14 protein-coding genes are annotated in these 16,240 nt (G+C 56.6%); 6 read left to right on the top strand and 8 right to left on the bottom strand.

Annotated elements, in window-relative coordinates:
* Window positions 1–66: 66 nt before the first annotated feature.
* From pstB to QSK07_RS00735, 3 genes are read right to left on the bottom strand one after another with little or no spacing between them, the layout of a single operon-like run.
* Window positions 67–834 (bottom strand): phosphate ABC transporter ATP-binding protein PstB, encoded by a 768-nt coding sequence (pstB, locus tag QSK07_RS00745; RefSeq protein ID WP_285720195.1) that lies wholly within the window; start codon window positions 832–834, stop codon window positions 67–69.
* A gap of 12 nt (window positions 835–846) precedes the next feature.
* Window positions 847–2,481, bottom strand: coding sequence for a phosphate ABC transporter permease PstA (gene pstA / locus QSK07_RS00740; protein ID WP_285720194.1), 1,635 nt, complete (start codon window positions 2,479–2,481; stop codon window positions 847–849).
* Entirely contained in the window at window positions 2,478–4,565 is a 2,088-nt protein-coding gene (locus QSK07_RS00735; RefSeq protein ID WP_285720193.1) for an ABC transporter permease subunit, read from the bottom strand. The genes pstA and QSK07_RS00735 overlap by 4 nt, the downstream gene beginning before the upstream one ends.
* 150 nt (window positions 4,566–4,715) lie before the next feature.
* On the opposite strand from QSK07_RS00735, the gene ppk1 reads away from it, so the two are divergent.
* From ppk1 to mgtE, 5 genes are all read left to right on the top strand, one after another.
* A complete protein-coding gene (gene ppk1, locus QSK07_RS00730; RefSeq protein WP_285720192.1) occupies window positions 4,716–6,776 on the top strand; it encodes a polyphosphate kinase 1 in 2,061 nt (686 codons plus the stop codon).
* 5 nt (window positions 6,777–6,781) lie between these two features.
* Window positions 6,782–8,308, top strand: a complete 1,527-nt coding sequence (ppx, locus tag QSK07_RS00725) for an exopolyphosphatase (protein WP_033733511.1) — start codon at window positions 6,782–6,784, stop codon at window positions 8,306–8,308.
* Window positions 8,309–8,349: 41 nt separating this feature from the next.
* Window positions 8,350–8,964 (top strand): tellurite resistance methyltransferase TehB, encoded by a 615-nt coding sequence (gene tehB / locus QSK07_RS00720; RefSeq protein WP_285720191.1) that lies wholly within the window; start codon window positions 8,350–8,352, stop codon window positions 8,962–8,964.
* A 101-nt stretch (window positions 8,965–9,065) separates the two neighbouring features.
* Window positions 9,066–9,251 carry a YfgG family protein gene (locus QSK07_RS00715; RefSeq protein ID WP_013358709.1) on the top strand — a complete coding sequence of 62 codons (186 nt, stop codon included), beginning with the start codon at window positions 9,066–9,068 and terminating at the stop codon, window positions 9,249–9,251.
* Between the two features lie 134 nt (window positions 9,252–9,385).
* Window positions 9,386–10,819 (top strand): magnesium transporter, encoded by a 1,434-nt coding sequence (mgtE, locus tag QSK07_RS00710; RefSeq protein WP_033783872.1) that lies wholly within the window; start codon window positions 9,386–9,388, stop codon window positions 10,817–10,819.
* Here the strand turns inward: mgtE and QSK07_RS00705 are convergent, their stop codons facing one another.
* Window positions 10,820–11,317 (bottom strand): helix-turn-helix transcriptional regulator, encoded by a 498-nt coding sequence (locus tag QSK07_RS00705; protein WP_285720190.1) that lies wholly within the window; start codon window positions 11,315–11,317, stop codon window positions 10,820–10,822.
* A gap of 20 nt (window positions 11,318–11,337) precedes the next feature.
* Entirely contained in the window at window positions 11,338–11,583 is a 246-nt protein-coding gene (locus tag QSK07_RS00700; RefSeq protein WP_285720189.1) for a hypothetical protein, read from the bottom strand.
* Between the two features lie 194 nt (window positions 11,584–11,777).
* Here QSK07_RS00700 and QSK07_RS00695 point away from each other — a divergent pair, with 194 nt between their 5' ends.
* A complete protein-coding gene (locus QSK07_RS00695) occupies window positions 11,778–11,957 on the top strand; it encodes a GDFGVC terminal motif YodC-like protein (RefSeq protein WP_022624131.1) in 180 nt (59 codons plus the stop codon).
* Window positions 11,958–11,987: 30 nt separating this feature from the next.
* Here the strand turns inward: QSK07_RS00695 and QSK07_RS00690 are convergent, their stop codons facing one another.
* From QSK07_RS00690 to guaB, 3 genes are all read right to left on the bottom strand, one after another.
* Window positions 11,988–12,761: a DUF3750 domain-containing protein gene (locus QSK07_RS00690; RefSeq protein ID WP_098052630.1), complete on the bottom strand. Its 774-nt coding sequence runs from the start codon at window positions 12,759–12,761 to the stop codon at window positions 11,988–11,990.
* 287 nt (window positions 12,762–13,048) lie between these two features.
* On the bottom strand, window positions 13,049–14,629 hold the full coding sequence (gene guaA, locus QSK07_RS00685) for a glutamine-hydrolyzing GMP synthase (protein ID WP_098052629.1): 1,581 nt from the start codon (window positions 14,627–14,629) through the stop codon (window positions 13,049–13,051).
* Between the two features lie 68 nt (window positions 14,630–14,697).
* Entirely contained in the window at window positions 14,698–16,164 is a 1,467-nt protein-coding gene (guaB, locus tag QSK07_RS00680) for an IMP dehydrogenase (protein WP_285720188.1), read from the bottom strand.
* Window positions 16,165–16,240: the final 76 nt, after the last annotated feature.

The following is a 16,240-nucleotide window of genomic DNA, read 5'->3' as shown; positions in this document are numbered from 1 at the left end:
AAGGGCACTGGCTCCCTGAGCCGATACTCTATTCCACACCTGACGCCCCCTGACTTTTCCCCTTTCTTAACCGTAGCGTCCCGTAATGTAATCTTCGGTCCGTCGCTGCTTTGGCGTGGTAAAGATCCGGTCGGTCTCATCACACTCCACTAATGCGCCCTGATGCATAAATGCGGTGAAATCGGACACGCGCGAGGCCTGCTGCATGTTGTGCGTCACCAGCACCAGCGTGAAATGCTGCTTCAGCGTGGTCATCAGTTCTTCAATCACCAGCGTGGAGATCGGATCCAGCGCGGAGGTCGGCTCATCCAGCAGCAGCACTTCCGGCTCAATGGCAATGGCGCGGGCAATTACCAGCCGCTGCTGCTGTCCGGTCGAGAGCGTCAGCGCATTCTGTGACAGCTGGTCTTTCACCTCGCTCCACAGCGCCGCTGCACGCAGCGCATGCTCACAGGCTTCGTTCAATATCCGCCGATCGCGCACACCCTGTAAACGCAGCCCGTAGACCACATTTTCATAAATCGATTTTGGAAAAGGATTAGGCCGCTGAAACACCATGCCGACCCGACGGCGCAGCGCGGAGAGATCCTGTTCAGGGCGCAGGATCGGCTGCGATCCCAGCAACACCTCCCCCTCTACCCGGCAGTGATCAATCACGTCATTCATGCGATTAAAGCAGCGCAGCAGCGTCGACTTGCCACAGCCCGAGGGGCCAATCAGCGCGGTAATCCTGTTTTTCGGCACCTGCAGCGAAATATCCTGCAGCGCCTGGCGCTCACCATACCACAGCGACAGATGGTTAACGGTCAGCGCGATATCCGTGTCGGACGTCATAGTCATAGCCTGTTATTGAGTCATAAGGCGATAGCGTTCACGCAGACGGTGACGCAGGCCCATCGCCAGCAGATTAAGCGACAGAATAATCAGCACCAGCAGCAGCGCGGTGGCGAACACCAGCGGCCGGTCAGCTTCAATATTCGGACTCTGAAACGCCAGATCGTAAATCTGGAAGCCCAGATGCATAAACTTACGATCCAGATGCAGATAAGGAAACACCGCGTCGACCGGCAGTTCCGGCACCATTTTTACCACGCCCACCAGCATCAGCGGCGCGGTTTCACCTGCTGCACGCGCCACCGCCAGGATCAGGCCGGTCAGCATGGCCGGCACCGCCATTGGCAGCACCACGTTCCACAGCGTTTCCGCCTGGGTCGCGCCCAGCGCCAGCGAACCCTGCCGCAGGCTGTCGGGAATACGCGATAAGCCCTCCTCGGTCGCCACAATTACTACCGGCAGCGTCAGTAACGCCAGGGTCAGCGACGCCCACAGCAAGCCCGGCGTGCCAAAGGTGGGGTTAGGCAGCGCGCTGGCGAAGAAGAGCTGATCAATCGTGCCGCCCACCAGCCAGACAAAGAAGCCCAGACCAAACACGCCATAAACAATGGAAGGAACGCCGGCCAGATTGACTACCGCGATGCGCACCAGTCTGGTCAGCGCATTCCGTCCGGCATATTCATGCAGCCAGATAGCGGCGACAACGCCCAGCGGCATCACCACCACCGACATCAGCAGCACCATCAGCACGGTGCCGAAGATCGCCGGAAACGCGCCGGATTCACTTTCGCCCCCGGCAGGTGAATCACTGACGAAGCGCCACAGCTGATGCAGAAAATGTCCGGTTTTGCCGGTCAGCGTCATCGCGTTCGGCTTCCAGCTGTCGACGATTTCGGTCAGCGGAATCGCATGTTCGTTGCCCTGCCCATCCCGCAGGATTAACAGATCGCGCTGACTCTGCTGTTGCAGAGAAGCCAGTGTCTCACTCAGCTGATTAAAGCGGCGCTGCAGTGCGGCCTGATTCGCCTGATATTCTGACTCTGCCTGCAGATCAAAGCGTCCGGCAGCCCGGTTTGTGGCCGCCTGCTCATCAAGCTCTTCACGCTGGCTGTTGAGGCGTGCCATATCGACCCGGCGAATCTGGTTAGCCTGCCGTACCAGCATCTGTACCTGTCCAAGCCGCTGATGCAGCAGCGCATCGGGATTCTGTGCAGTTAACTCTTCGTTATCTTCACGCAGGCCGACAAACCAGCCATAGGCCTGACCATGGCTGCGCCGCTGCAGCACCATGACGTCCGGCGGCTGACTGATTTTTGCCGCTGCACGGCTGTAAACCACGCGGAAATCGGGGGCGTCCCAGTCGCGGTTACCGGTTTTAATCAGATAGCGATGCACCTGTCCGCCGCTGTTGCCCTGCTCATCAGCCGGAGCGGGAAAATGCCGCTGATGTTCCAGGGTTTCACCCAGCAGGCGCGTTTCACCACCTTCAGGCTGGCTGAAGGTATAGAGATCCATGCGCTGCGGCCAGAAAGCACGGACGCCCTGCCACGCCAGTAGCCCAATCAGCAGCGTAAAGGACAGCAGGCAGACGGCGACGGCACCCGCGGTTAACCAGCGCCAGCGATCGTTTTGTCGCATCGCCTTCATGCCTGCTCCTCCTGCTGGCTGTAACGCTGACGCAGCCGCTGGCGGATCAGTTCGGCAACCGTGTTAATTACCAGCGTAAACAGCAGCAACATCAGGGCGCTGAGAAACAGCACGCGATAGTGCGCACTACCCGCTGCGGCTTCCGGCATCTCAATGGCGATGTTGGCGGACAATGCGCGAAGACCGCTGAACAGGCCACCTTCACTTTGCGGCGTGTTACCGGTCGCCATCAGCAAAATCATGGTTTCTCCTACGGCGCGTCCGAGACCGATCATCAGGGCGGCAAAAATCCCGGCGGAGGCGCCTGGCAGTACGACGCGGGTCAGGGTTTGCCACGGCGTTGCGCCCAGTGCCAGCGAACCCTGGCCCAGCGCCGCAGGTACGCTGAACAGCGCATCTTCAGAGAGGGTAAAGATCAGCGGCACCAGTGCAAAACCCATCGCCAGCGCGGCCACCAGCAGATTGCGCTGCTCGTAATGGGGCAGCCAGTCGCCCGCATCCGGAATAAACAGCGTGGGCAGCCACAGCGTCAGCAGCGTAACCAGCAGCAACAGCGGCAGCAGAATCAACACTTCCCGGCCCGGCTGACGCCAGCGCGGCGGTAAACGCGCGCTGAATACGCCACATAGCAGCAGCGCGCCTGCCAGCGTCAGGGGCAGCAGCAGTACCCCCACCAGCGCCTGACCAATATGCGGCGCGAGCCAGATCCCGGCAATCAGCCCCACCACTACGCTCGGCAGCGCGCCCATCATCTCAATGGCCGGTTTAACCCAGCGCCGAAGGCCCGGTGCCATGAACCACGCGGTATACATCGCTGCGGCCAGCGCCAGCGGCGTGGCAAACAGTAGCGCTAAACTGGCCGCTTTCAGCGTTCCCGTGACCATTGGCATCAGGCTGAACTTGGCCTGATAGCTGTCACCGGCGGCGGTGGATTGCCAGATCCAGTCGGGTCCGGGGTAGTTTTCATACCAGATTTTCTGCCAGAAATTACGCCAGGTCACATCCGGCCACGGATTATCGAGCCGCAGGGTCTGCCAGCTTCCCGCTCGCTCAATCAGCAGGCTGTCGCCATGGGGTGAAAACTGCGCCTGCACGATGCCGGGTTCAAGCTGACGCTGCAGTATCGGGCCAGTCTGCTTGCTGGCGAACAGTCGCAGCATCCCCTGTTTACTGAGCGTCGCGAACACGCGACGCTGTGATTCAGTCACCAGAATCGTCTCGCCATCGCTGTGCGCAAAGGTCCGGATACGCTGCAGGCGCGGCCCCTGATCGCTGGCGATAGCAAACCATTGGGTGACCCCGCTGCGATCCTGAATCAGCAGGCTTTTGCCGCCCACCAGCAGATGCAAACTTTGTGGGGGCTGCGACAGAGTATGCGTTTCGCGCAGCAGGGCACGGTCATCGTCGAGCTGCCAGACCCGCAGCAGCGTGCCTTCGGTGGTGTAGAGCAGATCGCCGGAGGGCGAGAGCGCCAGCAGATCCAGCTGGCGTTGCGGCAGCGGGATAACCGACGCCTGGCGATCGGTGCCCAGCGTCAGCACCCGCAGTCCGGCCTCGGTGAGGGCAGCAATGCGCCACTGACCTGCATGACGCGTCGCCAGCGCCATCTTTGTCACTCCACCATCAGGCAGATGAAAGGGTTTGTCGCCCAGCGGTAAGCGCCACTGCTGGTCAGTGGCAGGCTGCATCAGCGTCAGCGTGCCCTGTATATTCAGTAGCAGCGTCTGCCCATCGGCACTCTGGACCACCTCATCCGGCGCCGGGATCAGCGCCAGTGCCGGTTCCGCAGGCTGACCATCCAGTGGAATAAAACGTGCTGCACCGTGCGCGCTGATACGCCAGCCAATATTGCCCTGATTGCCTATTGCTAAGGCGGGCGTACGATCCCAGAGTTGCTGGCTGGCCGCGATTTGCAGGCCCGGCGCATTAAACAGCGGTAATACCACGCCAATCAGCCAGCAGAACAGCAGCAGCATCAGTAGCAGGATCGCGACGCCACAGCAGGTGATTAGCCGCCGCGTCAGACGATCAATGGCACGACGCTTGCGATCGCTGAATTGGACAGGAATGTGGTTTGCGCTCATGCGGTTCCGGTAGCAGGCCAAAATAAGCCGCTATGTTGCCCGTAGCCGGTTGATAAGACAACTCCTGGCGTTGGACAACGCTGCCATACTCTCGCCATAATGTTGGTGGATACTGGATCTTCAGTCCTGCAACCGCTAAATGGAGTGAGAATGGGTCAGGTAAAGCTTTATATAGAAAAAGAGTTAAGCTGGTTATCCTTTAATGAACGGGTTTTGCAGGAAGCAGCAGATAAAAGCAATCCACTGATTGAGCGGATGCGCTTTCTGGGCATCTACTCCAACAATCTCGACGAATTCTATAAAGTGCGTTTCGCCGACCTCAAACGCCGCATTCTGATTGGTGAAGAGCAGGGTTCCGCCAGTACGCCACGCCATCTGTTTAAGAAAATTCAGCAGCGGGTGATGAAGTCCGATCAGGAGTTCGACGCACTTTATAACGATCTGCTGCTGGAGATGGCACGTAACCAGATCTTCCTGATCAATGAACGCCAGCTGTCGCCCAATCAGCAGGCATGGCTGCGCCACTACTTTAAACATGAACTGCGTCAGCATATCTCCCCGATTCTGATCACCCATGAAACTGACCTGACCGAATTCCTTAAAGATGATTACACCTACCTGGCGGTAGAGATTATCCGTGGTGACGATATTCGTTATGCACTGCTGGAGATCCCGTCCGATAAAGTGCCGCGCTTCATCAATTTACCGGCTGAGCCACCGCGCCGTCGCAAGCCAATGATCCTGCTGGACAACATCTTACGTTACTGCCTGGATGATATTTTCAAAGGCTTCTATGACTACGACGCACTTAACGCCTATTCAATGAAAATGACGCGTGATGCCGAGTACGATCTGGTGACGGAGATGGAGTCGAGCCTGCTGGAACTGATGTCCTCCAGCCTGAAGCAGCGACTGACGGCGGAGCCGGTGCGGTTTGTCTATCAGCGCGACATGCCAGAGGCGATGGTTGAGCTGCTATGCCACAAGCTCTCGATTTCCAACTTTGACTCAATACTGCCGGGCGGCCGCTATCACAACTTCAAAGACTTTATCGGCTTCCCGAACGTAGGTAAAAACAACCTGGTCAACCGCCCGCTGCCGCAGATTCGCCATATCGGTTTTGATGGCTTCCGCAACGGCTTTGATGCGATACGCGACCGCGACGTGCTGCTTTACTATCCTTACCACACCTTTGAACACGTGCTGGAACTGCTGCGTCAGGCGTCGTTTGACCCCAGCGTGCTGGCGATCAAAATCAACATCTACCGCGTCGCTAAACACTCGCGCATCATGGATGCGATGATCCATGCCGCCTATAACGGTAAAAAAGTCACGGTGGTCGTTGAGCTGCAGGCACGCTTTGATGAAGAAGCCAACATCTATTGGGCGAAACGTCTGACCGAAGCGGGCGTACATGTGATTTTCTCTGCACCTGGCCTGAAGATCCACGCCAAGCTGTTCCTGATCTCACGCCGCGAAGGCGAAGAGATTGTGCGCTACGCGCATATCGGTACCGGCAACTTTAACGAGAAAACCGCACGGCTTTATACCGATTACTCATTGCTGACCGCGGATGCGCGCATTACCAATGAAGTACGCCGGGTGTTCAACTTTATTGAGAATCCTTACCGGCCCGTGACGTTCGATCACCTGATGGTGTCGCCACAGAACTCGCGCCGGATGCTGTATGAACTGATCGACACCGAAATTGCCAATGCACAGCAGAATAAGCCCTGCGGCATTACTCTGAAAATCAACAATCTGGTGGACAAAGGTCTGGTAGATCGGCTTTATACAGCCTCCAGCGTAGGGGTGAAGGTTAATCTTCTGGTGCGCGGAATGTGCTCACTAATCCCGGACCTGCCAGGGATCAGTGAAAATATTCGTGTCATCAGTATTGTTGACCGTTATCTGGAACACGATCGCGTCTATATTTTCGAGAATGGCAGCGATAAGAAGGTGTTCCTCTCCTCCGCTGACTGGATGACACGTAACATCGATTACCGCATCGAAGTGGCCGTGGCGATTCTCGATCCCCACATCCGGCAGCGCATACTCGACATTATTGCTATTCAGTTGAGTGATACGGTGAAAGCCCGCATCGTCGATAAAGAGTTGAGTAACCATTACGTCCAGCGCGGCAACCGTCGTAAAGTGCGCTCGCAGCTGGCTATCTATGATTACATCAAGAAACTGGAACAACCTGAATAAATCCTATGCCAATTTCTCATAAAAGTACGCCAAAACCCCAGGAGTTTGCGGCGATTGACCTGGGCTCGAACAGTTTCCATATGGTGATTGCGCGGGTCGTCGATGGTGCGATGCAGGTACTGGGCCGCCTTAAACAGCGCGTCCATCTGGCTGACGGGCTGGATGCTCAACACAACCTCAGCGAAGAGGCAATGGAGCGGGGATTAGCCTGTCTGGCCCTGTTCGCCGAGCGCCTGCAGGGGTTCAGTCCCAGCAACGTGACGATTGTCGGCACCCATACGCTGCGCGAGGCGGTCAACGCCGAAACCTTCCTGCAGAGGGCAGCTGAGGTGATCCCCTATCCGATCGAGGTGATTTCAGGCCATGAAGAGGCGCGTCTGATCTTTATGGGTGTTGAACACACGCAGCCGGAGAAAGGCCGTAAGCTGGTGATTGACATCGGCGGCGGCTCCACCGAGCTGGTGATTGGCGAGGATTTTGAACCACAACTGGTTGAGAGCCGCCGCATGGGTTGCGTCAGTTTCGCCCAGCTCTATTTCCCGAAAGGCGAAATCAGTCGTGAAAACTTCCGTCGCGCCCGCTTAGCGGCTGCGCAGAAGCTGGAAACGCTGGCGTGGCAATATCGGCTGCATGGCTGGCAATATGCGCTGGGTGCGTCCGGCACCATCAAGGCCGCCTGCGAAGTGCTGCAGGCAATGGATGAGAAAGAGAAGCTGATTACGCCTGAGCGCCTCGACAAGCTCTATGACGAGGTGATGAAGCACAAATCCTTTGCGGCCCTCAGCCTGCCGGGCCTGTCAGAGGAACGCAAAGGGGTGTTTGTACCCGGTCTGGCGATTCTGTGTGGCGTCTTTGATGCGCTGGCGATTCGCGAGCTGCGTCTTTCCGACGGTGCGCTGCGTGAAGGCGTGCTCTATGAGATGGAGGGCCGTTTCCGCCATCAGGATATTCGCAGCCGTACAGCACAAAGTCTGGCGAATCATTACGCCATCGACAGCGATCAGGCGCGCCGCGTGCTGGACACCACCGAGCAGCTTTATCTGCAGTGGAGCGAGCAGAACCCGAAACTGGCCAATCCGCAACTGGCCGCCCTGCTGAAGTGGGCGGCGATGCTGCACGAAGTGGGCCTGACGATTAATCACAGTGCCCTGCAACGTCATTCCGCCTATATTCTGCAAAATACCAACCTGCCGGGCTTCAATCAGGATCAGCAGATGTTGCTGGCGGCGCTGGTCAGATTCCACCGCAAAGCAGTGAAGCTCGACGAGTTGCCGCGCGTTACGCTGTTTAAGAAAAAGCAGTTTGTGCCGCTGATTTTCCTGCTGCGCCTGGGTACCCTGCTGAACAATCAGCGCCAGGCCACTACGCGTCCGGATGCGTTAACCCTGAAATGCGATGACGGTCACTGGACGCTGATTTTCCCGGCGGGCTATTTCACCCAGAACAACCTGGTTCAGCTCGATCTGGAACGTGAGCAGGTTTACTGGAACGATGTCACAGGATGGAAGCTGATTCTTGAAGAAGAAGCCTGACAACCCGGGCGCCTGGCGCCCGTTTAACTGAATTGATGAATATGACACAACCAACTTCACCACTTTCAGGCGAAAACTATTTTGCCGAAACCTATGGTCTGACGCCGCCCCACTCTGAAGTGGTTGCGGCTCTGCCTCAGCTCAACGTCGGCAAGGCGCTGGATCTGGGCTGTGGCGTGGGACGCAATACGCTGTTTCTGAACCAGCACGGCTTTAACGTCACGGCATGGGACCATAATTCGCAAAGTCTGGCGCGCCTGCAGGATATTATTGCCCGGGAAAATATCAGCGGGATCCATACTGAACAGCGCGACCTCAACAACACGCGCTTCAATGGCGGCTTTAACTTTGTGCTGTCGACCGTAGTGATGATGTTTCTGCAACCGCAGACCATTCCACAGCTGATTGCTGACATGCAGGCCTGTACGGTCAGGGATGGTTACAACCTGATCGTGGCGGCGATGAACACGGAAGATATGCCCTGCCCGGCTGATTTCTCCTTTGCTTTTAAGTCGGGCGAGTTGAGCCACTATTACCGCAACTGGCACATCGTGAAGTACAACGAACATCCCGGCCAGCTTCATCGCAAAGATGAAAATGGCAACCGCATTACCTGCCGCTTTGCTACGCTGCTGGCGCAAAAAGCGAGTTACTGATCTTTATCTGCTGTTTTTTTCAACAGCGATTGATTTCATCAGGCGACTGTGACTAAATATTGCAGTCGCCCCTGATGGGGTCATTACAGGAACCACCCCGCGTGAACAGCGCTATTTCTCCCCGAAGACGTCAAAAAACCGGCACCATGACCCGTATTGTGCTGCTGATCAGTTTTATCATTCTCTTTAGTCGCCTGATATTTATCCTGCCCGCTGCTTTCGAGCATCACCAGCAACAGAAAGCGATTCCTGAACCGGTTACCGTTACATCAGGTGATACGCGCTAACGAATACTGACTTTTCGCCTGAAAGACGCCTTAAAAGTAAATGTTATCCAGACAACTGGACTCTTTTTTGCATCCCTTTTTCAGGCGAAACGCTACACTTCGTGCTGGTGCTTTCAGACTAAAGGGATCTCATTGTGTCTGCCTCTCACTCTCAACGTTTAAGTGAAATACGTCATCGCATTCTGACGCTGCTGCTCAACGAGCACGATCTGGTTGATGCTCTGCTGGAGAAATCCGGCGATCTCAATCCTGAACAGCAACGTGAAAATGCGGCCCAGCGTGATGCGCTGGAACAGGACATTCTGCAACTGCATGCCGCTGACCTCGCAGATATTCTCGAAGCCCTGCCCGAAGAGGAGCGTCAGGCGCTGTGGCGGCTGGTGCCGAATGAGCGGCGCGGCCACGTACTGGTTGAAGCCTCTGAAACGGTCTGGGCCAGCCTCACCGAGGAGATGAGCGATCGCGATATTCTGCGTGCTATCCAGCCGCTGGATATCGACGACCAGGTCTGGCTGGCGCGTTATCTGCCGCGTGACCTGACCGGACGCCTGCTGGCAACCGTGGAGCCTGCTCTGCGTGCCCGCATGCTTGATATGGTACAGCTCGATCGTGACCGCGTTGGCCGGGTAATGGATTTCAATATCCTGACGGTGCGCGACGATGTCACGCTGGCAACGGTGCAGCGTTTTCTGCGTAAGCGTAAAGACATGCCAGGCGGCACCGATAAGCTGTTTATCACCAATAAAGAGAATCAGCTGCTGGGCGAGCTGATGCTGACCGATATCCTGCTTAACAAACCTAAAACCCTGGTGAGCGACGTCATGAATGCGCGCCCGACCACCTTCCAGCTCAACGATAAGGCCGAAGACGCCGCCAGCGCCTTTGAGCGTTATAACCTGATCTCTGCCGCCGTCACTGACGCAAAAGGCAAACTGATTGGCCGTGTCACCATTGAAGACATCATCGACCTGGTGAATGCCGAAAACGAAAGCAACATCCGTAAAATGGGCGGTATCAGTCAGGAAGAGGATGTTTTCGCGCCGGTGCGTAAATCGGTGCGTAAACGCTGGGCCTGGCTGGCAATTAATCTCTGTACCGCCTTTGTCGCCTCGCGCGTTATCGGGTTGTTTGAAGGGACGATTTCGCAGATCGTCGCGCTGGCGACCCTGATGCCAATTGTCGCGGGTATCGGCGGCAACACCGGTAACCAGACCATCACCATGATTGTGCGGGCGCTGGCCTTACATCAGGTTGAACCGGGTAACTTCTCTTTCCTGATCGTCCGTGAGCTTGGCGTGGCGCTGATCAACGGCCTGTTCTGGGGCGGCATCATGGGCGGCATTACCTGGCTGATGTACGACAATATGGCGCTCGGCGGCGTCATGATGCTGGCCATGGCGCTGAACCTGCTGCTGGCCGCGCTGATGGGCGTGCTGGTGCCGCTGGTGATGACCAAAATGAAGCGCGATCCGGCCGTCGGCTCCAGCGTGTTGATCACCGCGCTGACCGATACCGGTGGCTTCTTTATCTTCCTGGGGCTGGCAACAATATTCCTGCTGCCGCACTGATTAGCTGCGAAGGCCGTAACGTTGCAGCGACCCGTTAAGATTGCGCTGTCGCGTCACCTGTGCCAGCTCACGGGTCGCCGCAGGCAGCGTATAATTACCGCGCTGGCTCAGCCATTCCAGTACATCCGCTAAGTGCCAGATGGCGGTTTTACCGTCATGCACCGGCAGCGGAAACGGCGGGCGGTGGCTGAGCATCAGCTTGCGCATATTCTGTCGCGTCATGCCGATGATCTCTGCCACATCTGTCAGGCCCACAAAATCGGGTGCTGCTTCCACCAGCATGGCGCCCGGTATCGCGCGCAGTACATCTTCTTCCGCCTGCTTTAATACGTCCGTTGCAGAGTCAGACTCCCGGGTGAACGCCAGTGCAATTCGTCCAGGCATCCCCAGACCGATCAGCGCATCGTCACAGCCTGCTGCTGCCAGCGTTTCCAGCATCTCATCCATCGGCGCATGTCCGTCCGGCAGGCTGAACCGCAGCGTAAAACAATATTCCATATGCCTCTCCTTGTGCTGTATCAGGACTTCAGATAGTGACAGTTATCGACCACGCGCCGCAGCGCACGGGCATGGTGATGTACATTTTTCGATGAGCTCCAGATACAGGTCAGACAGAAATCCCCGCATCGGCACATCAACAGATTTTTCGGGCAGTACATTTTGCCCCAGGCATGATGGCCTCCGGTAACCACCAGCCAGCCGTGGGATTCGGCGTAACGTAACACCATCTCTATCTCTTTACCGGGATGCCGCTTCCTTGCCATATGTGCCCCTATGCTGACGCCAGGTGAGCGAGTTGTCAACTGACAACTCAATGCATATTTCTTAATATGGCTCAGCATGCGGAGACTTTTTCTCGCAGTAAAACAGACAGGGTATAAACTGGAAAACGTCACGCAAAAAATGAACCGTGCCAGCCAGAGTCTGGCCGGAGTCGCATTCAATAACGGAGGCAGGAATGTTTAAAGCAGAGGATTTTGTTCAGTCGAAAACCGGCGGTCCTAAAATGCAGGTGTTGCGCGTGGAAGGCGACACCCTGTGGTGCGCACGCGTTGATGATGCGGCGAAGAAAGAGATCGAAGTGAAGGCAGAGAGTGTCAACCTCTATCACGAAGAAGGTGACTTTGGCGTGTGCTGAGGCAAAACGGCCCCTGACGGGGCCATATTGTCAGGGCTTGTCCTGCTGAAGATTGTCGTTGCCCAGACCGCCAATAAACGGCAGCCGAAGCCGGAACGGCGAAAAATCGAGTCCCATATTCAGACCCAGCAGGTTCATTTCAAATCCCTCTTCTGCACCCAGTGTCACGCCTGCCACGCCCAGAATCGACACCTGCACACCGCGCCCGGATGGCGGCAATCCGACAGGACGCCATAGTGGCCGGTAATCTTTGCCCAGCGCATTGGCGGGAAGATCAAGCCTCAGGGCGGGTACTTCGCGGCCAATGTGTGCCAGGAAAGTGTTGCTGTTCGGTCCTGGCCAGGCACGGTAGGTTGTCGGCCACGGATACGATTTAATGGCGGCTTCTATCTGCGGAATCATTGCTTCAGCTTCCGGTCCGCGATGTTCCACCAGCAGCCGTGGTTTTGCGCCATACCAGTAGCCATCCGGCAGGTTGGTGTTGCGGCGGACCTTGTCGCCGCTGCCCCAGCTAATCACTTCATAGCGCGTGTAGCGCGTTTCACCCGCACGCTTGAAGATGATCCAGGGATGCACCGCCACCCGCCCTTTCCAGCCATAAGTCGGCGCGGCATAGACCTGCACGATAGCCAGGCTATATAAAGCGCGCGGATCGGGCGCTATGCCAGCCGAATCACGCCGGGCAGTCGCCCAGCCACCTGACTCTGAACTTTCGCCGTGACGCGTTGCCTGCGCAATGCTGGCTCCGAGCGATAACAGCAGTACGGCAACAAAAAACAGGCTGAACATTTTCAGTGAGAGCATGACAACATTCCAGGTGACGTAAAAATCACGAAACGCCTGATGAGCAGGTGCTTCAGTAAGCGGCAGCGTTGGGATAGATCGGTGAAAGCGGGACACAGCTGAAGTGAAGTGCAGCTTTTACTGCATGGAGAATAGCGTAATTCGCGGCAATGTGAACAGAAAACCGACAGCAGCGTCAGCGGATGTGGTGAAAGGTTAAAACGGTGGAGTTGTGAGAGGTTGAAGGAATAAAAAGCCCGCTGAAAGCAGGCTTTTTAAGCATCAGGGTTTAAGCGGCTGAGGCCGGTTTATTCCCACTCAATCGTCGCTGGTGGCTTACCGCTGATGTCATACACGACGCGGGAAATGCCGTCGACTTCATTGATAATGCGGTTAGAAACGCGGCCCAGGAAATCATACGGCAGGTGCGCCCAGTGTGCGGTCATAAAGTCGATGGTTTCCACCGCACGCAGTGAGACAACCCAGTCATACTTACGGCCATCACCCATCACGCCGACCGAACGAACCGGCAGGAAGACGGTGAACGCCTGACTGACTTTGTTATAGAGATCCGCTTTGTGCAGCTCTTCGATGAAAATAGCATCGGCACGACGCAGCAGGTCGCAATACTCTTTCTTCACTTCGCCCAGCACGCGCACGCCCAGACCCGGACCCGGGAACGGATGGCGATACAGCATATCGTACGGCAGGCCCAGCTCCAGACCAATCTTGCGCACTTCGTCTTTGAACAGCTCTTTCAGCGGCTCAACCAGGCCCATCTTCATCTCTTTCGGCAGGCCACCGACGTTGTGGTGCGACTTGATGACGTGTGCTTTACCGGTGGCAGAGGCCGCCGATTCAATCACGTCCGGATAGATGGTGCCCTGCGCCAGCCACTTCACATCCTGCAGCTTAAGCGCTTCTTCGTCGAACACTTCTACAAAGACGCGACCAATGGTTTTACGCTTGGCTTCAGGCTCATCAATACCCGCCAGCGCATTCAGGAAGCGCATTTCAGCCGGTACATGGATGATGTTCAGACCAAAGTGGTCGCCAAACATATCCATCACCTGCTGTGCTTCGTTCAGACGCAGCAGGCCGTTATCCACGAATACGCAGGTCAGACGGTCGCCAATGGCGCGATGCAGCAGCATTGCCGTTACAGAGGAGTCCACGCCACCTGACAGACCGAGGATCACTTTGTCATTACCCACCTGCTCACGCAGGCGCTCAACGGCATCTTCAATGATTTTGGCTGGCGTCCACAGGGCTTCGCATTCACAGATGTCGATGATGAAACGCTCGAGCATCCGCAGCCCCTGCCGGGTGTGGGTCACTTCCGGGTGGAACTGCACGCCGTAGAAACGCTTCTCTTCGTTAGCCATGATGGCGAACGGACAGCTTTCTGTGCTGGCAACCGTCACGAAGTCAGCCGGGATCGCCGTGACTTTGTCGCCGTGGCTCATCCAGACATCCAGCAGCGGTTTACCGGCGGCGCTGATCGCATCTTCGATGTCGCGAACCAGCGCGCTTGGCGTCGTGACTTCGACCTGCGCATAACCGAACTCGCGCTCATTTGATCCTGAAACGGTGCCACCCAGCTGCATCGCCATGGTCTGCATACCGTAGCAGACGCCCAGTACCGGTACGCCCGCGCTGAAGACATAGTCAGGTGCACGCGGGCTGTTCAGTTCGGTAGTGCTTTCCGGGCCGCCGGAAAGGATGATGCCGCTTGGGTTGAACTGGCGGATCTGCTCTTCGGTGACATCCCATGCCCAGAGTTCACAGTAAACGCCAAGCTCGCGCACGCGGCGGGCAACCAGCTGAGTATATTGTGAGCCGAAATCGAGAATCAGAATGCGGTGCTTATGGATATTTTCCGTCGTCATTGAGGGGTTTCCAGAACGGTGACTTGATCAATAAAAGCGCCCGGCTGAAGCCGGGCGGGAAATCGGGATTATGAACCCATGCGGTAGTTTGGTGACTCTTTGGTGATGGTCACATCATGCACATGGCTCTCATTGATGCCTGCGCCGCTGATGCGGACGAATTCCGCTTTGGTGCGCAGGTCGTCAATGGTCGGGCAACCGGTCAGGCCCATGCACGAACGCAGGCCGCCCATCTGCTGATGTACAATCTCTTTCAGACGGCCTTTATAGGCAACACGGCCTTCGATGCCTTCCGGCACCAGTTTGTCAGCGGCGTTATCAGTCTGGAAGTAACGGTCAGAAGAGCCTTTGGACATCGCGCCCAGTGAACCCATACCGCGATAGGATTTGAATGAACGACCCTGATAGAGTTCGATCTCGCCCGGTGACTCTTCGGTCCCCGCCAGCATCGAACCGACCATCACACAGGAGGCACCTGCGGCAATCGCTTTGGCGATATCACCGGAGAAACGAATACCACCATCGGCAATAACCGGAATACCGGTACCTTCCAGCGCGGTCACGGCGTCAGAAACGGCAGTAATCTGCGGAACGCCCACGCCGGTCACGATACGGGTCGTACAGATAGAGCCAGGACCGATACCCACTTTAACAGCGCTGACGCCTGCCGTAACCAGCGCCAGTGCGCCTGCGCCGGTAGCAACATTGCCGCCGACGATTTCAAGGTCAGGATATTTGGCACGGGTTTCACGGATACGTGACAGGACACCTTCAGAGTGGCCGTGAGAAGAGTCGATCAGCAGCACGTCAACGCCCGCTGCAACCAGCGCATCGATACGCTCTTCGTTACCGGCACCGGCACCCACCGCTGCACCCACGCGCAGACGACCCTGCGCATCTTTACAGGCATTAGGTTTACGTTCGGCTTTCTGGAAGTCTTTAACGGTAATCATGCCCAGCAGATGGAAGCTGTCATCCACCACCAGCGCTTTCTCAACGCGCTTTTCATGCATTTTCTGCAGCACGACGTCGCGTGCTTCGCCCTCTTTCACCGTCACCAGACGATCTTTCGGGGTCATGACGGCAGAGACTGGCTGAGTAAGGTCTGTCACAAAGCGTACGTCGCGACCAGTGATGATACCGACCAGTTCGTTGTCGCGGTTAACAACCGGGTAGCCCGCAAAGCCGTTGCGCTCGGTCAGCGCTTTAACGTCAGCCAGCGGAGTGGTTGGCAGCACGGTCTGCGGATCGGTAACGACGCCGCTCTCATGTTTCTTCACCTTGCGTACTTCGTCTGCCTGGCGCTCAATCGACATGTTTTTATGGATGAAGCCAAGGCCGCCTTCCTGTGCCAGCGCAATCGCCAGACCCGCTTCGGTCACGGTATCCATGGCAGCGGAGAGCATAGGAATGTTTAAACGGATATTTTTGGTCAGCTGAGTGCTGAGATCGGCCGTATTGGGAAGGACGGTGGAGTGAGCAGGAACGAGCAGAACGTCGTCAAAAGTGAGTGCTTCTTTAGCGATTCTTAACATGGCAATACTCCACCTCGGGTGATTGAGATTAGATAAAATATTGCCGCGGCATTATACAGGCCGTAATCGATTGCCT

This window comes from Pantoea sp. QMID4, assembly GCF_030270445.1.
GTDB classification, from domain to species: domain Bacteria; phylum Pseudomonadota; class Gammaproteobacteria; order Enterobacterales; family Enterobacteriaceae; genus Pantoea; species Pantoea vagans.
Note: the sequence above shows the minus strand (reverse complement) of the source record. Positions and strands in the feature narration are given on the sequence as shown.